A 21222-nucleotide genomic window follows, 5' to 3' on the forward strand; every position below is an offset into this window, starting at 1 on the left:
GGCGTCAGAAATGAATTTTTCTTTAACAGAAGAACAACAAAGTGTAAGAAAAGTGGTAAGGGCGTTTGTAGATAATGAGATTATTCCGTATATTAAAGAATGGGATGAAAAAGGGCATTTTGAAGAAAAAATTTTGAAGCGTTTAGCAGAATTACAATTTATGGGCGTTTGTATTCCAGAGAAGTATGGTGGCGTTGGTATGGACTACAACACGCTCGCTATTATTTGTGAGGAATTAGAACGTGGTGATACGGCTTTTCGTACAGCTGTATCTGTACATACAGGACTGAATAGTATGACACTCTTGCAATGGGGAACAGAAGAGCAAAAGCGAAAATACCTCGTTTCACAAGCAAAAGGAGAAAAAATTGGAGCGTTTGGTTTAACAGAACCAAATGCAGGATCAGATGTCGTTGCGATGCAAACAACAGCGGTGCGAGAAGGAGACTACTATGTATTAAATGGATCGAAAACATGGATTTCTTTATGCGATGTAGCAGATCACTTTTTAATTTTTGCTAAAACAAATCATGAATTAAAGCACCGCGGTATTTCTTGTTTTATTGTAGAACGGACATTTCCGGGTGTAACGACAAAAGCAATAAAAGGAAAGCTTGGCATTCGGGCTGGCAATACAGGAGAAGTTTTTTTAGATGACGTTAAGGTACCGGCATCGAACCTTCTTGGTGAAGAAGGAGAGGGGTTTAAAATCGCAATGGCGTCATTAGATAACGGACGTTTTACAGTGGCTGCAGGTGCATGTGGACTGATTCAAGCGAGTTTAGAAGCAAGTGTAAAGTATTGTGAAGAGAGAAAGACATTTGGCAAAGAAATTGGGAAACACCAGCTTGTACAGCAAATGATTGCAAAGATGTCTGCCAATCTAGAAGTATCACGTTTATTGGTTTATAAAGCAGGATGGTTAAAAAATGAAGGGAAGCGTAATACACGTGAAACGTCTTTGGCGAAATGGCTTGCTTGTGATGCAGCGTTCGAAGCAGCAAATGATGCAGTGCAGGTGCACGGTGCATATGGTTATTCGAATGAGTTCCCTGTAGAACGGTATTTACGAAATGCGAAAGCACCGGTTATTTACGAAGGAACACGTGAAATCCACACAATTATGCAGGCTGAGTATGCGCTCGGTTATCGTTCTGATAAAGAGCTTCGCAACATGTTACCGAAATGGCCTTTTGAAGAGAGTGTAGTAGGAACATTAAATAAATAAATAAATAAATAAATGGTACGGGAAGGCAGTGCAATTGAAATTGCACTGTTTTTTATTTTTTAATATATATTTTAAAATTACAAGTATTTACATTTGTTTTGTTTCGGTGTATTATTTAACTAGTACACTAGAACGATAGGAGGGAAGAAATGAAAATTGAGTTTTCTCCCAATATCCCGATTTATATTCAGGTGATGGAATACATAAAAAAAGAAATTGTAACAGGCCATTTACAGCCTGGTGATAAAATCCCCTCCGTACGTGAGTTAGCAAGTGAATTACAAGTGAATCCGAATACGATTCAACGTACATTTCAAGAGTTAGAACGTGATGGTATCGTCGTGACACGTAGAGGAATGGGAAGATATGTGACGAGCGAAGGAGAGAAAATTATGGAGCTGCGTAAAGAGATGTCAAAAGAGTTACTACATTCTTTTATAAACGGAATGGACAATCTAGGGTTTACAGAAGAAGAAATTCTCTCGATTCTCCGTTCTTCATTGGAAGAGAAAAAGGAGGGGAACTGATGGAGGGGTTAGTAAAAATAGAAGGCCTTTGGAAGCGATATGCTTTAAAAGCAGTGATTCGAGATTTGAAATTGACGATAACAGAAGGGAAAATTATAGGTCTTGTTGGAGATAATGGGAGCGGAAAAACGACGTTATTGAAAATGATTGTGGGCCTGCAGCATCCTTCTGAAGGAGAAATTTTGATTGATGGTAAGAAGGTTGGCTTAGAAACGAAAAAAATTGTTTCATTTATGTCGGATCGTCCGATATTTGATGAATGGCTGACTGTAAAAGATGCTTTATTTTTTTATCGTGACTTTTATCAAGATTTTGATATTCAAAAAGCAGTGGATACAATAGCTGAATTCAAAATACCGTTAGAAGAAAAAATTACTTCTTTATCCAAAGGGATGGTCGAAAAACTACAGCTTATTTTAACGTTCTCGCGAAAAGCAAAACTATATGTATTAGATGAACCGCTTGGCGGAATTGATCCTGTTTCACGAGAACATGTGCTAGAGCTCATCCTCCAATTTTATCGTGAGGATTGTACTATTTTAATTTCTACTCATTTAATTGGTGAGATTGAAAATATCTTTGATGAAGTTATCTTTTTAAAGGATGGAGAAATTGTATTACATGAGAACGTGGAAGAACTTCGTTTTCAAAGAGGGAAGGCGGTAAATGAGCTGTTTAAGGAGGTGTTTGGAAAATGAGTCAACTCCTTCGATATTTATATAACTGTAATAGAAAGAAAATATGGGTAATTTATTTCGGATTTATTACTATTTCTTTAATTCTATTATTTAATATGAAGGGATCTTCGAGGACAATGATTCCAAATAGACAAGAAATAATATTAATCATATTTATAATATTATTTTGTATAACTGTATTTTCAATCTTCTTGCTGGCACTCTCTTCTTTTCGAAATATGTTAAAAGGTTCTATGATTCGGTATACTGCAATTCCATCAGAGAAATATATATATGCCAATTTGCTGTTTTTTATAATAATGTTTATTTTGCTATCTCTAATAAGTATTGCTTTTTTACATTTTCTTTCTTTAAATATATATGAGAAAAAGACAAGTGGAGAGATTCAACAAGCTATTAATAGTTTGTATAATTATGGTTTGTTCCATCATTTGTTTTCTATTTTTTTATGGCTTGTAGATTTAATAAATACATTAGTTTCTTTGTATTTCTTAATTGTATTTATAAAACTATTTAATATAAAACCCTCATTAAGTAAGGTACTATTTATATTTTTCTTTTTCATTTTTAGTGGAATTCAGCTTGCAGTAACTAATATTTTAGAAAAAATAGATCGATATATATTTTCTGTAAAAGATGCTGGATTTATAAATAAAAATGGTTTTTTTGAAACATCTTTTTATTTTAGTGATACTTCAAACATTACTTATTTATGTTTTAGTTTGTTGTTAACCTTTCTATTAGTATTAATGACAAGTCATATCATCGACAAAAAACTAGAACTCTAAAGGAGGAACAAGCATTGGGAAACGTAGTAGTAAAATTAGAAAACGTCCATAAAAAAATAGGTAGCACAGAAATTATTCGTGGTCTTTCGTTTGAAGTACAAGAAGGGGAAGTATACGGATTTCTTGGACCAAATGGTAGCGGGAAAACGACGACAATTCGTATGATGACAGGTCTTATTGCCATGACAGAAGGTGATATTACAATTTGTGGTCATAGCGTTCGTACAGAGCGTGAAAAAGCACTAGAGCATATCGGAGCAATTGTAGAGAACCCTGAACTATATGAATATATGACAGGGATGCAAAATTTAAAGCATTTTGCCAATATGGCAATTACGCCGATTAGCAAAGAACGTATTGCTGAAATTGTGAAGCTTGTAGATTTAGAGCATGCCATTCATAAGAAAGTAAAAACATATTCACTGGGAATGAAACAACGTCTTGGAATTGCACAAGCACTTCTACATAAACCGAAAATATTAATTTTAGACGAACCAACAAACGGATTAGATCCAGCTGGTATTCGCCAAATTCGTGATTACTTACAGCGTTTAGCGAAAGAAGAAAACATTGCCGTAATTGTATCGAGCCATCTGTTAAGTGAGATTGAATTGATGTGTGACCGTGTTGTTATCATTAAGAATGGTCAATTTGTACAAGAGTATAACTTGCATGAGCAAGCGAAAAACGATGAAACAGTTGTGGTAACATTTGAAGTGGATCAAGTAGAGAATGCAAATGAAGTGATTAAAGGTAAGGCGCAAGGGAATGTAATTGTTACATCAGTAACGAAAGAGGAGATTCCGCAGCTCGTAAAAAAACTTGTTCATGCTGACGTGCTTGTATATGGTGTAACGGTTCAAAATAAAACATTAGAAGATGAGTTCTTAGCAATTACAGGGGGAGTGGGAGCATAATGATAAAATTAATGCAAAATGAATTGTTAAAGTTACATGCGAAAAAGAGTATGTATATTTTATTAGGTGTATTAGCTGTATTAGAAATTGCAGCAGCAATTATTATAAAAACATGGGCTCCAGCAGATATGCAATTTGAAGGTTTTCTAGTATTTGCAGATGAAATTATGGCAATGGTTATTACATTTGCTACAATTTTTGGGATTACTCTTGCATCTCGTACCATTACAGATGAGTTTCAAAAAGGAACGATTAAGCAATTGCTTATCCGACCAAGAAAACGTGTTACTGTTTTATTTTCGAAATATGTGATAGTCATAGTAGCAGTTCTTCTTATTTGTCTCATTTCTATACCAATTGTTATGCTAATTGGATTGGTTTTCTTTGGTAGTGGAGCAGGTGAAATCACATTTACAGTCATGATAAAACATGTATTGTATAAGATTTTACCGATGTTATTTTACGCAACAGTTGCCTTTTTCCTAGCAAATATTTTTAGAAAATCTGTTTTACCGCTTGTTATTACATTATTCTTATTTTTCTTGGAAGGACTTATTCAAATCGTTTTCTTTCAATTTGCGAAAGGAATTGCAAAATATGTTGTTACATTCCATTTAAATTTAAGTGTGTATGATAGTGATAAATTAATTAGTGGTGGTGCAAAATCGCCATTTACAGAATTTAATTTCACAACATCATTATTGCTTGTGATTGCTTATTTTGCAGTTTTACTCGTTGCATCCAGTGCTTTGTTCCAAAAACGCGATGTACTATAATAATAAAAATCCCCGCGGTAAGCAGGGGTTTTTATTAACCAACTTTTTCTTCTGTTTTTTCACGATCCCAGCACTCCGTGTTTTTTAAACCTGGGATCTTTTTTTTGTTTCATATGGTCTTGCAGGGTAGCGAATGCATATGTATTTAAGAAGATATATAAATCCATTTTGATTTTTCGACATATAGCCGCGGCTATGGGTAACAACAGGTGATCTGCACTCGTTTTCTCTCTTTGTTCTCACTATGTCTGGGCAGGAAAAGGATCTGACCGCTTCTATGCATGAATGGATGCTCTCTCCCATCTAAAAAGAAGGGGTTTATGTCGATTTTTTAATTTGTATTTATATAGTTGTAAAAAATAGACTTCTTAAATACATATTTTAATAGAAATCCAACAGAAGCCTCTTTCCTCAAGCACGTGTAGGGCATAGCCCATGTGGTAGGAAGTGGGTTATTTATCTCGCTATTCAGGGGCAGTAATACCTCCCACCTCAAGACTCCAAGAAATCAAAGAAGATAGGTAGGAAATAATTTCCCGTAAAAGCCTGATTCGTTTAACTAATCATCAGTGGGGGATGAAAAATCCTCACTGATGGAAGTTTCACTTTATTAAAAAGGAACTGAGAAAAATAGGAAGAATTTTCACGATATTCATATTACAATATACATATATCATCTTGGGGGTGTTTTTTATTCAGTACGCATTTTCACGTATACGACTTCGTAGTTTTTTTGTATGGATGATTTTAGGAACAATTGTAACATTAGTACCGTTATCTATTGTGAATGTTCCAGAGAATGTAATAGAAGTTGCGCTACAAACGCTTGTTTTTTTTGTGTTTCCATTGCTCTGGCTTTTCTATAAAACTCGTAACAATAATGTTTTGTTTACGAGTTTCTTTGATAAACCAACAGCATTATCATGGAAGTTAATTATTATTGCAACTGCAATGGGAATGTTTTTTGCATTTGGTATATCTTTTATTCAGTTTTACATATTAGCGCATCTTTTTCCGGACTTCTTAATTGGAATGTTGAGTGAAGATACCATTGATATGAGTAGTCCTTATGCGCTAGTATTTAGTTTTATTTCAGCTTGTATTTTTGCACCAATTATGGAAGAAGTGATTTTTCGCGGTTTTTTCTTAAATCGTATGACCTATAAATGGGGAATTAAGCGAGCAATTATCATTTCTTCTCTTATTTTTGGTTTAGGACATTTTGATGTCATTGGGGCATTTCTATTTGGCGTTATTATGTGTCTTCTGTACATAAAAACGAGAAATATATGGACGAATATTGCTGTGCACGCATTAAATAATTTTATTGCAACAGTTATTCAATTCAGCAGTGGTGAAGGAGCAGATGAGGTGCCTCCTATTGCTGAATTGCAGTCACAAAGTAATTTATGGATTGGGCTCGTTGTGATCCTGATTAGCTTCATATGGCTGATTCCATTTATTCGTCGAAATTGGCGTACTGTAACGGAAGTAGGGGTACCGTGTCTTCGTGTCATTGACGAAGGGAAGAAAATGGTGTCATTACAGAAACAAGAAGCGTATAGTTACAGTCAAGTCATTTTAGCAGAACGACTCATGGCTGTAGAATTACCAGATGAAGCTGTGAATCAGTTAAGATTAGAAGAGAATGATTATGTTAAGGTTGAAGTAGCAGGCGATAAAATTATAATTACAAAAGATGAATCTCGCTATATTAATACAAATTAAAAAAACGACATAAAGCCCTTCTTTTTAGGTGGGAGAGAGCATCCATTCATGCATAGAAGCGGTCAGATCCTTTTCCTGCCCAGACATAGTGAAAACAAAGAGAGAAAACGAGTGCAGGTCACCTTTTGTAATCCATAGCCGCGGCTTATATGTCGAAAAATCAAAATGAATTAAAATAACAGCTCTCCATATTGATATAGGAGAGCTGTTATTTTAATAGATGACAATCTCAACATGAAAATTATTTCCGTTTTTTACATATTTAATATCTGTGACAGTACGAACGGCTTTTAAAATTTCTACTTTTTCCCCAATTCGAGGTATGGTGGGAACATTATCCCAAATGCCAAGTAAATCATCCTCTTGCGTTGTTTTTTCGTAAAACCAGATTTTCACTGTGATGCCCCTTTCTCGAACTTTATGTATTTTAATACATAATAAAACATTTTTATTCTTTTTGTAAGGGGTTTTAAAAGAAATTTTGAATAAAAATTAATTTTACTCTTCTGGGAAAATGTGTTCAATATCAGGAGTAAGAGATACTTCTGATAATACGATATGAGAAACTGTTGTTGCATATGAAGAAACATCATTAATAAATTCTTCAAGCTCGACTAATGAAGGGACAGAGATTTTAACAATATAACAAAGGCTTCCTGTTACGCGATAACAAAAGCTTGCGGTTGGATACGATTGAATAAATTGCTGCATACGAGTTGTATCGCCATTTTTTAATGTGATTTCTAAAATACAGTCTAAAACAAGACCAGCCTTTTTATAATCGATATCAATTGTATACTTTTGAATTACACCTTCACTTTCTAATTTACGCACACGTTCTGTAACAGAAGGAGCGGATAAGTTTACGCGTTTTGATAGTTCGCGCATGGAGAGACGGCTATCATTATATAATTCATTTAAAATTTTACGATCTAAACGATCTAATTGCATATGTAAATATACCCCCAGTAAAATAATAATTATTGTAAAGAAAATCAATCAATAAAGATTCATATGAAATGTAAAGAATACTTTATTTATTTTACAATAAAAGAGTAAGGAATAGGGGGGGAAATGATGGAGAGAATTTCATTATCAGATGTAGGAGAAACAAGATTTCAAAAATTATTAGGGCATTGTCCGGATTTACTACATGATTGGAGTTCATTAGAAAGCACATTATATGAAAAAGGAAGGCTTTCTGCAGAATTAAAAGAGCAAGTGCGAAGAACACTTGCATTTGGAAATGAATGTCCGTATTGCATGGCAAAAGGGAAACCAAATGATATACAAAAAGTAGAAGAGATAGGTGTTGCTGTAACTTTTGCACATCTATTTGTACATAATCGTTCGGCAATAGATGATAAGATGTTTCATGTATTAAAACAATATTGGAGTGAAGCTGAGATTGTGGAATTGTGTGCGTATATTTGTTTTATTTCAGCTTCGCAACAACTCGGATTTTTATTTCAATTACAAGCAGCAGAGTAGGAGGCAGCAAGTGATGCACCAAGTAGCTCTTGTTATAATTGATGTTCAAAAGGCATTTGATTTACCGAATTGGGGGAGGCGAAATAATCCATTTGCAGAAGAGAATATCCAAATTTTATTAGAAGAATGGAGAAGAAAAAAATTACCGATTTTTCATATTCAGCATGTTAACAAAGATAATCCAGAATCTATGTTTCATCCAAATTCAAAAACGATTGCTTTTAAAGAAGAGGTAAAACCAATACAAGATGAGCCAATCATTCAAAAGTATGTAAATAGTGCATTTATTGGAACAAACTTAGAACAACTATTGAAAGACAATCATTGTAACTCGGTTGTTATTACGGGATTAACAACAAATCATTGCGTAGAGACAACAACGCGAATGGCAGGGAATCTAGGATTTACAACCTATTTGGTAAGCGATGCGACCGCTACATTTGATCGACAAGGACCAGACGGTACACAATTTCGTGCAGAAGAAATTCATAAAATGACACTCGTAAATCTTCATGAAGAGTTTGCTACAATTACTACAACTTCTGAAGTATTAGAGAAAGTAAGAAGTAGTTCATATGTAACAATGTAACGTTTTAGCTTGATATTATCGCAATAAAATATATAATAATTATATAGAAAAAAATAAGAATATTTTGTATAATTACAGTACAATTATTTTGAAAGCAGGGGTGGCAGCAGATGGAACAAATTCCATTAAAGAAAATAGAAACGGTACTCGTTTTAGCTGAGGATGATAAACAAAAACAAAAGGAATTTTATGAGTTATTGCTAACAACCCATTTTTATGTTGCTGGATCTGTTGAGGCAGATGTTTCTGAAACAGAAGGAACAGTGCGCCTACGCTATTTCCAAGGTGAAGGAAGATGGATTGTCCCGTTCTTTACACAGTTGGAATTTGTACAAGAAGTGTTGCCGGAAGGAACACCCCTTATTACGATACGAGGAAAAGAGTTGTTTGAAAGCATTGATAAAGAGGCGACAGCCGTATTAAATGTTGGTACTGAATTTAATAAAACGTTTATCCCAGAAGAGATTACTGATATTGCATCAGGAAGAATTTTTAATTATTATAAGTAAAAAATTGTCGCCATTTTCCCTTGTGGTCATATCGTAGACCGAGAGAAGGTGAAGAACATGGCGAAAAATAATAATGCGAAGAAAAAATCATCTTCAAACACAAAACAAAAAAGTAATCAAAACAACAATAAAAGCAACAATAAAAATAAGAATAAGAAAAACAAATAAAAAAGGAGAAGCGATAAAAAGCTTTTCCTTTTTTGAGTTTAATGAATGGCTGGATGTTTTACTTACATGTTATTGCTCATTAGTGCGGGATAGTTTCACACCCGAAGGAATAGCCAATGTATTTTTCTCAGTATTCATTGTGACAGTAATACCAAGTGGAATGCCAATATTAGGTTGAATGTGTCCGATAGGAAAGCCAAACATAACCGGAATATTGTAATGGACGAGATAGTCATACAAAATGTCTTGTAAGGATAAAGAGTGTTTAGAGGCTATACAGTCTTGGCAACTTGTGAAAATCACACCTGCACATTGACTCAGTTTTTCAGTTAAACGTAATTGATTGAACATACGATCGATGCGATATGGTTCTTCGCCGACATCCTCAAGTAATAAAATTTTATTCACTGTATTTACTTCATACGGTGTTCCAAGTGTGCTTGTAAGAACTGTTAAATTTCCACCAATTAACGGTGCAGAAACCGTACATGAGGATGAAGAAGCCAGACATTCTGTTGCTTTTAAAATAGTAGAATAAGGATGAAATAGCTGATTGAAAGAAGATAGAGAGAGAGAATCGAGTCCTTTACCGAGTTCTTCAATCATAGGTCCATGAAATGTAATGAGCTGTGCATACTGTGAAAAAGCGATATGTAGAGCAGTAATGTCACTATAGCCCCAAAAGATTTTTGGATTGTTTCGAATGAGTTCATAATGAATATGAGGAAGAAGACGAGCGCTTCCATATCCACCTCTTGCACAAAAAACAGCTTTCACAATAGGGTTTGCAAACGATTCATGTAAATCGTGAAGACGCATTGCATCATTTCCAGCTAAATAACCATGTTTTTCATAGACACTTTGTCCAACGATAACAGATAGTCCCATTTGTTCTAGTATGTTTTTTCCTGCAAGAATGTGTTCAATTGTTGGTGGACCTGCTGGAGCAATAATCATAACAGTATCGCCTTTTTGTAGAGCATTTGGCTGAAGCATGTAATCTCCCCCTTTACTTTCAATATATTCGTTTATAAGCAGTTCAATCCTTGTAAAAGAAGGGAAAAGTTTGTTGAAACAAGAAGATATTATATAAATCCATTTTGATTTTTCGACATATAAGCCGCGGCTATGGATAACAAAAGGTACCCGCACTCGTTTTCTCTCTTTGTTTTCACTATGTCTGGACAGGAAAAGGATCTGACCGCTTCTATGCATGGTCGGATGCTCTCTCCCACCTAAAAAGAAGAGTTTTATGTCGTTTTTTTAATTTGTATTTATATATATGAAAGGAGAGAGAAGAATGTTTTCAAGCAGAGTAAATGATATATTACAAACACGATATCCGATTATTCAAGCAGGTATGGCAGGGGCGATTACAACACCAGAACTCGTTGCTGCTGTATGTAATAGTGGTGGACTTGGCACGCTAGGAGCAGGGTATATGAGTGCGGAACAAATTCGCCAAGCTATTTGTGATATACGCAAGTTAACAGACCGGCCGTTTGCAGTAAATCTATTAATTACGAAAGAAATACAGGTTGTTGAAGAAAAAGTAAAAGCAGCGAGACTTTTGTTAGAACCGATACAAAAAGAATTAGGAGTAGAAGAGGAAGAACAATCGGTGCAACTTCCGAAGAGTTATAAAGAACAGTTACAAGTTTTAATAGAAGAAAAGGTACCCGTTGTGAGTTTTGCTTTTCAAACGCTAGAGAGAGAGGAAATCACATCATTGAAGCAAGAAGGAATAAAGGTAATTGGAACAGCAACAAATGTTGCGGAAGGAAAGGTACTTGCTGAAATAGGTGTTGATGTTATCGTGGGACAAGGTAGTGAAGCAGGGGGACACCGCGGAACTTTCATTGGAAAAGAGCAAGACTCCATGATTGGAACATTTGCGTTGATTCCGCAACTTGTAGCAGCAGTTCCAGAGATTCCGATTGTAGCGGCAGGAGGGATTATGAATGGACAGGGCGCTGTTGCTGCTTATGCGTTAGGAGCAGAAGGTGTTCAAATGGGTACGGCATTTTTAACAAGTGAAGAAAGTGTTACACATGAAGTACATAAAGAAGCGGTGCTACATAGTACAGATACAAGTACAACTGTGACACGCTCATTTTCAGGTAAATATGCAAGAGGCATTCGAAATGCATTTATTGAACAGCATAAAGGAAGAGAAGCTGAGTTGCCAATGTATCCTGTTCAAAATGTGTTAACATCTAAAATACGTCAGATAGCGGCTAAGCAAAATACGGGAGCATATATGTCTCTTTGGGCAGGACAGGCATCTTCTTTAGCGAGAAGAGAGTCTGCACAGCAAATTGTGGAACGCATAGTGGAAGAAGCTAGAGTAACAGTAGAAAAGCTGCAGATACATGTATAAAAAAGAACGCTTGAATCATTCAAGCGTTCTTTTTCTTAGTTCGTTTTATAAAATTTTTGAACTGCCTCGTCGATGTATACCCAACCTTTCCAACCTAAATGCATATGATCTTTTAAGAAATATTTATCATATTCATGATTAGAAAAATCAGCGATAGGATATCCAGCTTGTTTAATTTGCTCATGAACTTTTTTGTAATATAATTCACGTCGTTCTTTTGGGAAACCTGCATAATCATACCAAGGTCCTTTAACTGGGACAGAAATGAAGAGTGGTTTTGCACCAGTCTGTTTTAACAGATCAAGAACAATTTGTAAATCTTCATATTCTGGAGATTGATCATAAGACGCGCGTGCTAAATAGCCTTTTCGTTGCTGAACATTCTTAATTTTATTATGGAAATAAGAATCATCAATGCCAAATTTATTGGATTTAGATTCAGCTGCACCAGTCTGATCAGCGTGTTTGCGTGCTTCTTCCCAGTTCATGTTTTTCAAAGCAGGATCAAGTTGTTGTTTAGGCGGTTTAATATTGAACATTACTGTAAACAAGTCTTTACGATCTAAAATATTACGATAAATATAAGCAAATGGCTTAGCTGCAATAGCTTTTACTTTATACTTCGTATCATCATAGGCAATACCTTCTAGAGATGTTTTTAGTAATGTTTCTTTTTTTACAATATCAAATTTTAATAAGCGCTTTGCAATGTGTTTTTTCATTTCAGGCTTTAAGTCATTATTGAAAAGAAAATGGTAGCCTTGTTGTTTTGAAAAGTTAGGTGCAAAGTGCAACTCATCAATGCCTTGCGGTACAAACCATTGCGGTGAAAGAACAAAGATCATTTTCTTATCTTTTAAATCGTCCATTGTTGATGCAAAGTTTAATACATGGATAAGGTTTTGTGTTCCGCCACGCCCGAGAAGAAATGGTGTAAAGCCTTCTGGTTTTACTTTAAAGTAGCTGGATGGGTGATAAGCATCCAGTCGTTTAAACTCCGATGAACCATACATCGGAAGGTACTTCGGATCTTCTAGCATTTTTTGCTGTAAAATCATACTTTGTATTTTCTCTTCTGTTACAGAAGTTGCAGCTTGTTCCACTTTTTTATCACTGACAAGAGGTGATAAAAAGCGTATTGGAATAAGTAAGAATACAGCAAAAAGGGCCAATGCTAGGAGCATCGGACCAAAAGTTGCTTTTTTCATCGCATATCTTCCAGTTTCTTAACGATCATGTTCGGTGTTGCCCATTCATCACGATCAAAATCAGAAATAGATACTTCAATTTCTAAACGCTCTTGGAATTCTACTAATAAAGATACTGTACCGAAAGAATCAAGGATACCTTCTTCAAATAATTGTACGTCCGGATTTTCTTTTACAATATCGTTTTCACATACTTCTTCTAAAATATCTAATACTTGCTCTTTAAATTCTGCCATTTTTAAAATCTCCTTTATATCCGAAATATATTATGTGTAACTTCTTAGTTGTAATAAAAGAAGTTATAAACTAAAAGTATCTGTTCAGGTGACCAGAGAAGATTAGGAAACCAAAACAAACAACATGGAACGTAATTACAATTGCAACGACATGCATGATTTTATTATTTGGCCAAAACTTATGCTTTTTGTTTTTTCGTTCGAAAATATCAAAAAAGATAAACAAAGCAGCATGATAGAGACCGTAAATAATATACTGATAAACATTATGACCTGCAATATGCCAAATTCCCATAATGAAAAAGTTTAAAAATGCACCGATGTATGAGATCGTATAGCGATTTTTAATTAATTTTTTCTTTGTTGCGAAAAAGACAAAGCGCATATAAATAAAGTCACGGAACCAGAATGATAAGCTCATGTGCCAACGGTTCCAGAAGTCTTTAATGTTACGACTGATAAATGGTTTGTTAAAGTTTTCTGGCGTTTTAATCCCCATCATATAACTGACACCAATTACGAATGAGCTATATCCTGCAAAGTCAAAGAATAAATATAAACTATAGCCATACATGTATATTATATTGGAAGTAATTGTATCTGCGTTAGCAAATGCTGCGTCTGTTATGTGTTGCTTTAGTAAATACGCAATTATAAATTTATACAGAAACCCTTGGAAAATACGGTTAATCCCTGTATATAGTAGCTTCTGATATTCTTCAGCACTTGGTGGCTTCTGTATATCTTTTTGGAATCTTCGATAACGATCGATTGGTCCAGTTGAGATGGCAGGGAAGAACAGGACGAATTCCCAGAAATTAAAGAAAGAAATTTCTTTAATTAAACCATCACGAACTTCAAAGACCATTTGCACAGCTCTAAATGTTACATAGGACATACCAGCAAAAACAATAAATTTTAAGTCAGGTGCAAATGGTGCGATTTTGGCCAAAACCAATGGTAAAATCGATAAAATAACAGCAATACAGAACGTAAGCGTGTTATTATTTCGTTTTCTTAATAGTAAGTAGCCTTTAATAAGGATGTATTGCCAAATAATAAATGCCGCTAGCATCTTAGCTTGATGTATTTTATCTGAGAAGATAATAACAAGCATGATTAGCGTTAAAACAGCATTATATTTGCGTAACATTTTACCTTTTAATCCAGCTACGATAGTAGGTATCAATAAAATGCCTACTATAGCGAAAAAATAAAATGATCCATATGCGGTCATGCTGTAACCTCACTCAATAATTTTTTGCGATCTACCTTTCCATTTGGTGTCATTGGAATAGAAGATTGGTACATGAATTTTCTTGGAATCATGTAGTTTGGTAATCGCTCATTGAGTTCTTTTTTTATTGCAGATGTTAATTTGAATTCTTTTTCAAATGAATGTTCTCCAGGTACAACAACTGCTAATAAATAATCGTATCGTTCACCTTTTTTTATAGGGATTACAACTGCTCCTTCTACATAAGAGCAAGCACGAAGGTGATGTTCGATTTCTTCTAATTCCATTCGATAACCATGTAACTTAATTTGGAAATCAAGACGACCGTTATAGAAAAGAAGACCGTTTTCTAAATAACCAGCGTCACCTGTTTTGTAAGCACGTTCGCCATCAATAACAGTGAATGCTTTTTCTGTTAATTCAGGGCTTCCTAAATAACCGACGCTTACGCTTGGACCAACAATTACGATTTCACCTTTTTCGCCGTCTGGTGCAACTGTACCATCTTCTTTCATAATAAGAAGGCGACAATCGGATTTGCAGTAGCCGACTGGAAGGGATTGATAGGTATCAACGACTTCTTGTGTAACATGAATGCCTGTGACAGCTACAGTTGCTTCTGTTGGGCCATACGTATTCATAATTGTTGCTTTTGGGAAGCGTTCTAATAGTTTTCTTGCTACATCATTTGATAATACTTCACCGCAGAACAAGAATGTTTTCATATTTGGCAGCATACTTTCAGAGAAGGATGGCTCCATTAAACACATTTCTGCAAAAGATGGTGTTGATGTCCATACACCTATATCTGATTGTTCTAAAGAAGTGAATAAGTCTTTTGGACGTGCAATCATATCTTTATCGATGGCCCAAAGTGTACCACCTGTTACTAACGATGGGTAAACATCCATCACAGATAAATCAAATGAGAAAGGTGCTTGGTTCACAAATACTTGTCCTGTTTGTAAGTTGAAATCTTCAACTGCCCATTTTGTAAAGCTTACAAGACAATTGTACGTAATTTGCACACCTTTTGGATTACCTGTGCTTCCTGATGTGTAAATAATGTAGAAGTTTTCATCATCTTTTACCGCATGTTCAGGATTTGGTGTTTGCCCTTTATGAGTAAAGAGAATATCTTTTAAGTGGTTTTCAGATACGATGCGAACTGGTAAGCCAGCTACGGTCACCTCTGTTGGTGATAAAAGTAGCTTCGCACCGGAACTTTCGGCAATACGTAGTACACGATCAGCTGGTATAGATAAATCCACTGGAATGTAAGCATGGCCAGCTTTTACACACCCTAAAAAACTGACAATCATCTCTGGTTGCATATGGCCATATACCATAATTGGTGAATGATCATCTTCATATTCTGAAGAGATCCAATGGGCTAACGCATCAGAGTCTTCTTTCAATTGTCTGTAAGTAATTTTCGCATCTCGCCAAACGAAAGCGGTTTGGTCAGGCGTTTCAACCGCCCACTTTTCGATTTGTTCTAATAACTTCATAACGTTCCCACCCTAAAATTCATTGTAAATAAATGTGCTTGTGTTTGTATCATGGAATCCATACAACCATAGCAAAGTAAACAAAATTGCAAGGTAATAAAAAGTTTTTGCAAACCATTGTGTGAGTGGTTTAGACCATATCTCTTTTAATCTTTCCATGTCTTTCCCTCTCTTATGAAATAGTAACTGTATGTAGGTATCATATCCTACTTTATTGTGAAAAAAACTAAATTTCCACATTTTAGGTAAATGCAGGGTAAAAAGGCTCTTTTTTGATAGTAGCACTAAATACTAAAAAAGAAAATCCCTAACTTAGTAATTATATTACATTCTGTATAGAATTGTAATCGATTTGTTACCTTTGAAACAAGAAGACAGTTTGGAGTGAATTTTTATCCCGCTATTCGCGGGCAGTAATATCCCAGCCCCAAAGTTCAGCAAAAAGCAAAGAAGTTATCTGGAAATACTTCTGCTACAAGGACATTGTGTAATAACAATGGAATAAAGCTGGTAAGAATTAAAAAGGAGGTTGAAAGGAATGGCGCATATACAAAGGGATTGGTTAGCATATATTTCAGAAGAAAATATTATAAAGTGGCGACGACATTTGCATCAATTTCCTGAATTATCATTTCATGAGAAACAGACTTCGCAATTTGTATACGATACATTATGCACATTTTCTTTTTTCGAGGTGACAAGACCAACGCCATATAGTGTCATGGCAACGAAAAAAGGAAAGAAGATTGGCAAAGTAGTAGCGATTCGAGCGGATATGGATGCACTACCGATTCAAGAGGAAACATCGCGGCCCTATACATCAGTTGCTCCGGGTGTGATGCATGCATGTGGACATGATGCACATACGGCAATTTTATTAGGGACAGCGGAAGCGTTAGCAAAAATGGATGATAATTGGGAAGGGGAAATCCGTCTTTTATTTCAACATGCTGAAGAAGTATATCCAGGTGGGGGCCAAGAAATGGTGCAAGCTGGTGTGATGGATGGGGTTGATTATATTATCGGTTTACATGTGATGTCTGGATTAGAAAGTGGAAAGATTGGGATTGTATATGGTCCCATGATGGCAGCCCCAGATGTATTTACAATTGAGGTGAAAGGAAGAGGGGGACATGCCGCTCGCCCAGAAGAAACAGTAGATCCCATTGCAATTGGGGCACAAATTATTACGAATTTACAACATATTGTGTCCAGAAAAACAGGTGCTATTATGCAAAGAGTTGTTTCAGTAACGCAATTTCATGCGGGGACAGCGGATAATATTATTCCTGATGCAGCACATCTCATGGGAACCGTACGCTGTTTTGATCAAAAGTTGAGAAAAGAAGCGGAAGAGATGATTGAGCAAATTGCAAAGGGAATTACAGGAGCACATGGTGCAACGTATAACTATACGTATCGCTATGGTTATGATCCGGTTATTAATGATGATGTCATTACGAACATAGTAGAGGAAAGTGCAGTAGAGTTGTTTGGGAAAGAGAGAATCGCAATGCTTTCTCCCTCGATGGGTGGAGAAGATTTTTCTGCATATTTGAGAAAATCTCCAGGATGTTTTATTAAATTAGGAACTGGGAATCAGCAGAAAAAGACTGTTTATCCGCATCATCACCCGAAATTTGATGTGGATGAATCGGCTTTAGTTTATGGAGCACAATTATTTTTACAGGCGACAATAAAGCTACTAAAAATCTAAGTAAGGATTGGGAGCAAACATTCACTAAGATTTATCCCGCTACTTGCGGGCAGTAATACTCCACCTCAAAATTCGGCAGGAAGTCAAGAAGTTAGGTGGGGAATAAACTGCCCGTAAAAGCCCGATTGGTGAGGGCTAATGATTAGTGAGGATGAAGCCCTTCACTAATCAAGGTTTCATTTTATATCGTACAAAAAAAGGCAACTGCGATTATCGCAGTTGCTTCTATATTCTTTCCGTTAGAGAGGGTTTTGAGAAAGAACTATGCTCATTTATAGTATATGAACTCCCAACGGACAAGCTTGTACCTTTTCATTATTTTTTTAAAAATAGTTATTGACTTTGATAATTGTTTTCAATTAATCTAATCTTATAATTGGAATTGATAATTATTATCAACTGATTAGAAAGTAGGGGAATGGAAGAGGGAGAGATGAAGAAATTTCGCTTCCAACAAAGAGAAATAAAAAATAAAGATGAACATATAGGGTAGCAGTATCGTGTCATTCGTGATGAATACGTAGAAGAAGACATAGTAAACAAAACAGAAAAAGTGATACATAATCAAGGGAGAGAGTCAAATGAGCAAATTAGTAATGATTTTTGCAAGTATGAGTGGAAATACGGAGGAGATGGCGGATCATATTGCAGGAACTATTCGTGAAACTGGAAAAGAAATTGAAGTCATTGATATGATGACAATGCCGGAAGCATCTGTATTAGAGGGATATGATGGAATTATTCTGGGAGCGTATACGTGGGGGGATGGAGAACTGCCAGACGATTTCTTGGATTTCTATGACGAGATGGAAGAGATTGATTTAGCAGGCAAAAAAGCAGCGGTATTTGGATCTTGTGATTCTGCATATCCCAAATACGGTGCAGCTGTTGATATTTTAGTAGAAAAGTTACAAGAACGTGGTGCAGAAGTTGTACTGGAAGGATTAAAAGTAGAATTAACGCCAGAAGAAGAGGATGTAGAGAAATGTCTTCAATTTGGTGCAGAGTTTGTAAAACACCTTTCTTAATGGCGAGAGGGAGATGAAGAGCGAGTGCAGGGGAAAATCTCAATGAAAACAATGACGGATTATCATTTATATGATTTTATGCGCTGTCCGCATAAATTTTATTTCCGTTATATAAAAAGAAGAGAACCGTCTTTGTTTGAATGGCAGCAAATAGTTCAAGCGATTGTAAATCAAATTATAAGTGACTATTACATGTCACCAGCAGAAAAACAAACAACAGTGCTTGTATTAGAGTTACTAGAAAGACATTGGAGTAAAGTGCGTATTGGAATGTTCTCTTCTAAAGCAGAATATTATATTGTTCTTGCAAAGTTAACTGATCACCTGTTGCGGTATGTAAAAAGTGATTCGGGCAGAACACCACCTTTATTTTTATATGAAAAGTTACAAACATATATGGAAGAGTTGGGTGTGCATATTTCATTAACATTTGAAGTTGGGGAATGGTCTACACAATCATTTGTGATTAAAAAATTTGTTGTCGATGCAAACGAAGAAATGCTTGCTCTTTTTCAAAAGTTAACAGCTGTGTTTTGTTATAAAGCTTTTAGTGTTCTTCCAGAGAAAATTGAAATTATTAATTTAATAGAAGGGACTAGCAGTGAATATGTTCCAAAGCAACAAGATATTATGACGGGAATGAGTGATTTGTATAGGATGAAAGAAATTTTACAGCAACCAGAGCATTATGTAGAAAGAACATTTCACTCTGAATGTATTGGATGTGCCTTTCGTAATGAATGTAAAGTTGATGAAGTAAAAGATGAACCTATACAAAACAATTCTATAGTCCATTAAAAGGGTGCGATTTCGTACTCTTTTTTGCTATTGACATGAAAAGCTTTTCATCATTTACGCTACATGTGCAAGGCGAAAATAGAAGAGGGAGAGATGATTAATGGAAAACGAATTTGAAGTGTTTCAATGGTTAAAAAAACAGCAGGCTCCTTTTTTCGTTCAACTGCAAATTTTTCAAGCGTTTCAAATGTATAAGTTAATCGTAGAAATGGATAAGAAACTGATGATGTATGAGGAAAAGGAAATGAGGGAAAGGGTTTAGCACATTCCCTGAAATATTTGCCCAAGCTCCTTTTGATTTTCTTCAATCATTTTTATATCGTTTATCTCAAAAGCATATATAAGATTATGCAATAGAGGGCTATATTGATAAAAGTGAATGATGCGTTTAAAGAATGATGGATCGCGATGAGGAGCGAGTGTGCGGTATTGTTTATATACTTCATATGTAAATTCACTACCGAAGTCGTTATATAACCCAGCAAAATCAAAGGCAGGGTCTCCAATTTGGGCATCTCCGAAATCTATAATGCCGGCAATCTGATTTCGCTCCTCATGAAATAAAATATGCTGATGTGTGAAATCGGCATGAATAATGGTTTGTGAAAGAGCGGATACATGTATTTGTTCAAAAAAGGCTTCAAAAAAATAATCAAGTGCTTTTCTTTTTGGCGTTGTGAGCGTACTAGAAAGATAATGTTCCAGTTTACTTTGAAGTTGCCGCCAGTATGAGGTAGGATGTTCAACTGGAAAGCCACATTTTATTGCGCTTTCTACCGGAATCATATGTAAAGCAGCAAGAAATGAAGCGAGCTGTGTTATGATTTCATTTTGTTCATGGGATGTTAAGCGTTCTAATGTTTCTCGAGTAAATGGTTCACCATGAATGAGTTTATAATAACCGCATACAGGAATTGTATCTGTTTTCTTTTTATATAAAAGGTGATATTGCGGAATCTTTATATTTTGTAAGGATTGAGAAAGTACCTCGCATAATTGTTTTTCACGGGGTATTTTTTTTGCGTACTCAAGTTTTCGCGGGAAACGAAATAGCCATTCCTGATTGATGATAATAGCTACATTGTCCCAGCCCTTGTCATTTTGTTTACAAGAGTGTATCGTCACATTTTGTAGTGCTCGCTGTACATGTTGCATATAAGAACTCATTTTATTTAACCTCTTTTCGTTTCTTATTTAAAACCTCTTGATAATTTTCTTTCTATTTAATATTATCAGAAATCAAAAAGAGAGTGTATGATGTCTAATAAGAACAAAAAATAGTAATGCTGACACTGGTATTATGTATTTTGTTTTTTTGATTTTATGCCATGGATGCTTTTGTGAGAGTCAAACCAATAGACGACTATCAAGTATTTGAAAATCTAAGTAGTAAAGAAGTGAATCAATTATTTTTTGATGAAATGAAGTTAAGCTATACAATGAAGATTGTAAAAGAAGAGAGCATTTTTAAAATTTGTGAACAGCAACAGAGTGTACATTAAAAAATGTCCCCAGTGTAGGGACATTTTTTTGTTTTCACAAGTTCTCATTTTGTTGACCAATTTCCTTCTTACTTATTTCAAGATTTCCCTGTTCGACTTGCTTTAGTTCATTTACTGAATCGCCAGCATAACCTTTTTGTGTTTTTACCACTCTTTTACGAAATGTTGAGGATTGATTTGTCATAC

General features: G+C 35.3%; 26 protein-coding genes. 16 read left to right on the forward strand and 10 right to left on the reverse strand.

All coding sequences use genetic code 11. From position 1 onward, the window contains the following. Positions 1 to 10 precede the first annotated feature (10 nt). The 7 genes from QRE67_RS06625 to QRE67_RS06655 all read left to right on the forward strand — a co-directional run bounded on the left by QRE67_RS06625 (position 11) and on the right by QRE67_RS06655 (position 6662). The gene (locus tag QRE67_RS06625) at positions 11 to 1228 is read left to right on the forward strand and encodes an acyl-CoA dehydrogenase family protein (RefSeq protein ID WP_286124107.1); all 1218 of its coding nucleotides are present in this window, start codon (positions 11 to 13) and stop codon (positions 1226 to 1228) included. Positions 1229 to 1377: 149 nt separating this feature from the next. Then, a complete protein-coding gene (locus QRE67_RS06630) occupies positions 1378 to 1755 on the forward strand; it encodes a GntR family transcriptional regulator (protein WP_286124108.1) in 378 nt (125 codons plus the stop codon). Continuing rightward, positions 1755 to 2453, forward strand: coding sequence for an ABC transporter ATP-binding protein (locus tag QRE67_RS06635; RefSeq protein WP_286124109.1), 699 nt, complete (start codon positions 1755 to 1757; stop codon positions 2451 to 2453). The genes QRE67_RS06630 and QRE67_RS06635 overlap by 1 nt, the downstream gene beginning before the upstream one ends. Further along, on the forward strand, positions 2450 to 3241 hold the full coding sequence (locus QRE67_RS06640; RefSeq protein WP_286124110.1) for an ABC transporter permease: 792 nt from the start codon (positions 2450 to 2452) through the stop codon (positions 3239 to 3241). Before QRE67_RS06635 ends, QRE67_RS06640 begins: the two co-directional genes overlap by 4 nt. 14 nt (positions 3242 to 3255) lie before the next feature. After that, on the forward strand, positions 3256 to 4158 hold the full coding sequence (locus tag QRE67_RS06645; protein ID WP_286124112.1) for an ABC transporter ATP-binding protein: 903 nt from the start codon (positions 3256 to 3258) through the stop codon (positions 4156 to 4158). Further along, a complete protein-coding gene (locus QRE67_RS06650; RefSeq protein WP_286124114.1) occupies positions 4158 to 4934 on the forward strand; it encodes an ABC transporter permease in 777 nt (258 codons plus the stop codon). The genes QRE67_RS06645 and QRE67_RS06650 overlap by 1 nt, the downstream gene beginning before the upstream one ends. 693 nt (positions 4935 to 5627) lie before the next feature. Continuing rightward, the gene (locus QRE67_RS06655) at positions 5628 to 6662 is read left to right on the forward strand and encodes a CPBP family intramembrane glutamic endopeptidase (RefSeq protein WP_286125202.1); all 1035 of its coding nucleotides are present in this window, start codon (positions 5628 to 5630) and stop codon (positions 6660 to 6662) included. Between the two features lie 213 nt (positions 6663 to 6875). Here the strand turns inward: QRE67_RS06655 and QRE67_RS06660 are convergent, their stop codons facing one another. Then, positions 6876 to 7058 (reverse strand): DUF3913 family protein, encoded by a 183-nt coding sequence (locus tag QRE67_RS06660; RefSeq protein ID WP_286124116.1) that lies wholly within the window; start codon positions 7056 to 7058, stop codon positions 6876 to 6878. A gap of 102 nt (positions 7059 to 7160) precedes the next feature. Beyond that, the gene (locus QRE67_RS06665; protein WP_286124117.1) at positions 7161 to 7613 is read right to left on the reverse strand and encodes an Lrp/AsnC family transcriptional regulator; all 453 of its coding nucleotides are present in this window, start codon (positions 7611 to 7613) and stop codon (positions 7161 to 7163) included. Between the two features lie 123 nt (positions 7614 to 7736). On the opposite strand from QRE67_RS06665, the gene QRE67_RS06670 reads away from it, so the two are divergent. From QRE67_RS06670 to QRE67_RS06680, 3 genes are all read left to right on the forward strand, one after another. Further along, complete coding sequence (locus tag QRE67_RS06670) at positions 7737 to 8153, forward strand: carboxymuconolactone decarboxylase family protein (RefSeq protein WP_286124118.1); 417 nt, start codon at positions 7737 to 7739, stop codon at positions 8151 to 8153. Between the two features lie 10 nt (positions 8154 to 8163). Continuing rightward, a complete protein-coding gene (locus QRE67_RS06675) occupies positions 8164 to 8742 on the forward strand; it encodes a cysteine hydrolase family protein (protein WP_286124119.1) in 579 nt (192 codons plus the stop codon). 110 nt (positions 8743 to 8852) lie between these two features. Beyond that, a complete protein-coding gene (locus QRE67_RS06680; protein WP_286124120.1) occupies positions 8853 to 9251 on the forward strand; it encodes an SseB family protein in 399 nt (132 codons plus the stop codon). A gap of 237 nt (positions 9252 to 9488) precedes the next feature. Here the strand turns inward: QRE67_RS06680 and QRE67_RS06685 are convergent, their stop codons facing one another. After that, positions 9489 to 10415, reverse strand: a complete 927-nt coding sequence (locus QRE67_RS06685; protein ID WP_286124121.1) for a S66 peptidase family protein — start codon at positions 10413 to 10415, stop codon at positions 9489 to 9491. A gap of 304 nt (positions 10416 to 10719) precedes the next feature. Between QRE67_RS06685 and QRE67_RS06690 the strand changes: the two genes are divergently transcribed. Then, positions 10720 to 11799 (forward strand): NAD(P)H-dependent flavin oxidoreductase, encoded by a 1080-nt coding sequence (locus QRE67_RS06690; protein WP_286124122.1) that lies wholly within the window; start codon positions 10720 to 10722, stop codon positions 11797 to 11799. Between the two features lie 35 nt (positions 11800 to 11834). Here QRE67_RS06690 and dltD read toward each other — a convergent pair whose 3' ends face one another. The 5 genes from dltD to QRE67_RS06715 all read right to left on the reverse strand — a co-directional run bounded on the left by dltD (position 11835) and on the right by QRE67_RS06715 (position 16150). After that, the gene (gene dltD / locus QRE67_RS06695; RefSeq protein WP_286124123.1) at positions 11835 to 13007 is read right to left on the reverse strand and encodes a D-alanyl-lipoteichoic acid biosynthesis protein DltD; all 1173 of its coding nucleotides are present in this window, start codon (positions 13005 to 13007) and stop codon (positions 11835 to 11837) included. Beyond that, a complete protein-coding gene (gene dltC, locus QRE67_RS06700; RefSeq protein ID WP_286124124.1) occupies positions 13004 to 13243 on the reverse strand; it encodes a D-alanine--poly(phosphoribitol) ligase subunit DltC in 240 nt (79 codons plus the stop codon). The genes dltD and dltC overlap by 4 nt, the downstream gene beginning before the upstream one ends. A gap of 70 nt (positions 13244 to 13313) precedes the next feature. Next, the gene (gene dltB, locus QRE67_RS06705) at positions 13314 to 14480 is read right to left on the reverse strand and encodes a D-alanyl-lipoteichoic acid biosynthesis protein DltB (protein WP_286124125.1); all 1167 of its coding nucleotides are present in this window, start codon (positions 14478 to 14480) and stop codon (positions 13314 to 13316) included. Then, a complete protein-coding gene (gene dltA / locus QRE67_RS06710) occupies positions 14477 to 15991 on the reverse strand; it encodes a D-alanine--poly(phosphoribitol) ligase subunit DltA (RefSeq protein WP_286124126.1) in 1515 nt (504 codons plus the stop codon). Before dltA ends, dltB begins: the two co-directional genes overlap by 4 nt. A 12-nt stretch (positions 15992 to 16003) precedes the next feature. After that, entirely contained in the window at positions 16004 to 16150 is a 147-nt protein-coding gene (locus QRE67_RS06715; protein WP_286124127.1) for a teichoic acid D-Ala incorporation-associated protein DltX, read from the reverse strand. A gap of 379 nt (positions 16151 to 16529) precedes the next feature. On the opposite strand from QRE67_RS06715, the gene QRE67_RS06720 reads away from it, so the two are divergent. The 4 genes from QRE67_RS06720 (at position 16530) to QRE67_RS06735 (ending at position 19796) form a co-directional block, all read left to right on the forward strand. Then, the gene (locus QRE67_RS06720; protein WP_483298666.1) at positions 16530 to 17708 is read left to right on the forward strand and encodes an amidohydrolase; all 1179 of its coding nucleotides are present in this window, start codon (positions 16530 to 16532) and stop codon (positions 17706 to 17708) included. A gap of 581 nt (positions 17709 to 18289) precedes the next feature. After that, the gene (locus QRE67_RS06725; RefSeq protein WP_286124128.1) at positions 18290 to 18736 is read left to right on the forward strand and encodes a flavodoxin; all 447 of its coding nucleotides are present in this window, start codon (positions 18290 to 18292) and stop codon (positions 18734 to 18736) included. 24 nt (positions 18737 to 18760) lie between these two features. Then, positions 18761 to 19534 carry a hypothetical protein gene (locus tag QRE67_RS06730; protein ID WP_286124129.1) on the forward strand — a complete coding sequence of 258 codons (774 nt, stop codon included), beginning with the start codon at positions 18761 to 18763 and terminating at the stop codon, positions 19532 to 19534. Between the two features lie 100 nt (positions 19535 to 19634). Then, positions 19635 to 19796, forward strand: coding sequence for a hypothetical protein (locus QRE67_RS06735; protein WP_286124130.1), 162 nt, complete (start codon positions 19635 to 19637; stop codon positions 19794 to 19796). Here QRE67_RS06735 and QRE67_RS06740 read toward each other — a convergent pair. Further along, entirely contained in the window at positions 19793 to 20701 is a 909-nt protein-coding gene (locus tag QRE67_RS06740) for an aminoglycoside phosphotransferase family protein (RefSeq protein ID WP_286124131.1), read from the reverse strand. The two genes, QRE67_RS06735 and QRE67_RS06740, sit on opposite strands and share 4 nt — an antisense overlap. A 173-nt stretch (positions 20702 to 20874) precedes the next feature. On the opposite strand from QRE67_RS06740, the gene QRE67_RS06745 reads away from it, so the two are divergent. Next, the gene (locus QRE67_RS06745) at positions 20875 to 21036 is read left to right on the forward strand and encodes a hypothetical protein (protein WP_286124132.1); all 162 of its coding nucleotides are present in this window, start codon (positions 20875 to 20877) and stop codon (positions 21034 to 21036) included. 34 nt (positions 21037 to 21070) lie between these two features. Here the strand turns inward: QRE67_RS06745 and QRE67_RS06750 are convergent, their stop codons facing one another. Next, positions 21071 to 21220 (reverse strand): hypothetical protein, encoded by a 150-nt coding sequence (locus QRE67_RS06750; RefSeq protein WP_286124133.1) that lies wholly within the window; start codon positions 21218 to 21220, stop codon positions 21071 to 21073. Between the last annotated feature and the right edge of the window lie 2 nt (positions 21221 to 21222).

The sequence above is a fragment of the Bacillus sp. DX3.1 genome (genome assembly GCF_030292155.1).
GTDB lineage: Bacteria > Bacillota > Bacilli > Bacillales > Bacillaceae_G > Bacillus_A.

Coding starts and splice junctions, on each gene's coding strand:
- QRE67_RS06750 (WP_286124133.1), bottom strand. CDS start 21,220: ATGACAAATCAATCCTCAACATTTCGTAAAAGAGTGGTAAAAACACAA.
- QRE67_RS06735 (WP_286124130.1), top strand. CDS start 19,635: ATGGAAAACGAATTTGAAGTGTTTCAATGGTTAAAAAAACAGCAGGCT.
- QRE67_RS06630 (WP_286124108.1), top strand. CDS start 1,378: ATGAAAATTGAGTTTTCTCCCAATATCCCGATTTATATTCAGGTGATG.
- dltA (WP_286124126.1), bottom strand. CDS start 15,991: ATGAAGTTATTAGAACAAATCGAAAAGTGGGCGGTTGAAACGCCTGAC.
- QRE67_RS06690 (WP_286124122.1), top strand. CDS start 10,720: ATGTTTTCAAGCAGAGTAAATGATATATTACAAACACGATATCCGATT.
- QRE67_RS06625 (WP_286124107.1), top strand. CDS start 11: ATGAATTTTTCTTTAACAGAAGAACAACAAAGTGTAAGAAAAGTGGTA.
- QRE67_RS06680 (WP_286124120.1), top strand. CDS start 8,853: ATGGAACAAATTCCATTAAAGAAAATAGAAACGGTACTCGTTTTAGCT.
- QRE67_RS06740 (WP_286124131.1), bottom strand. CDS start 20,701: ATGAGTTCTTATATGCAACATGTACAGCGAGCACTACAAAATGTGACG.
- QRE67_RS06640 (WP_286124110.1), top strand. CDS start 2,450: ATGAGTCAACTCCTTCGATATTTATATAACTGTAATAGAAAGAAAATA.
- QRE67_RS06670 (WP_286124118.1), top strand. CDS start 7,737: ATGATGGAGAGAATTTCATTATCAGATGTAGGAGAAACAAGATTTCAA.
- dltB (WP_286124125.1), bottom strand. CDS start 14,480: ATGACCGCATATGGATCATTTTATTTTTTCGCTATAGTAGGCATTTTA.
- QRE67_RS06720 (WP_483298666.1), top strand. CDS start 16,530: ATGGCGCATATACAAAGGGATTGGTTAGCATATATTTCAGAAGAAAAT.
- QRE67_RS06650 (WP_286124114.1), top strand. CDS start 4,158: ATGATAAAATTAATGCAAAATGAATTGTTAAAGTTACATGCGAAAAAG.
- QRE67_RS06635 (WP_286124109.1), top strand. CDS start 1,755: ATGGAGGGGTTAGTAAAAATAGAAGGCCTTTGGAAGCGATATGCTTTA.
- QRE67_RS06685 (WP_286124121.1), bottom strand. CDS start 10,415: ATGCTTCAGCCAAATGCTCTACAAAAAGGCGATACTGTTATGATTATT.
- QRE67_RS06725 (WP_286124128.1), top strand. CDS start 18,290: ATGAGCAAATTAGTAATGATTTTTGCAAGTATGAGTGGAAATACGGAG.
- QRE67_RS06715 (WP_286124127.1), bottom strand. CDS start 16,150: ATGGAAAGATTAAAAGAGATATGGTCTAAACCACTCACACAATGGTTT.
- QRE67_RS06665 (WP_286124117.1), bottom strand. CDS start 7,613: ATGCAATTAGATCGTTTAGATCGTAAAATTTTAAATGAATTATATAAT.
- dltC (WP_286124124.1), bottom strand. CDS start 13,243: ATGGCAGAATTTAAAGAGCAAGTATTAGATATTTTAGAAGAAGTATGT.
- dltD (WP_286124123.1), bottom strand. CDS start 13,007: ATGAAAAAAGCAACTTTTGGTCCGATGCTCCTAGCATTGGCCCTTTTT.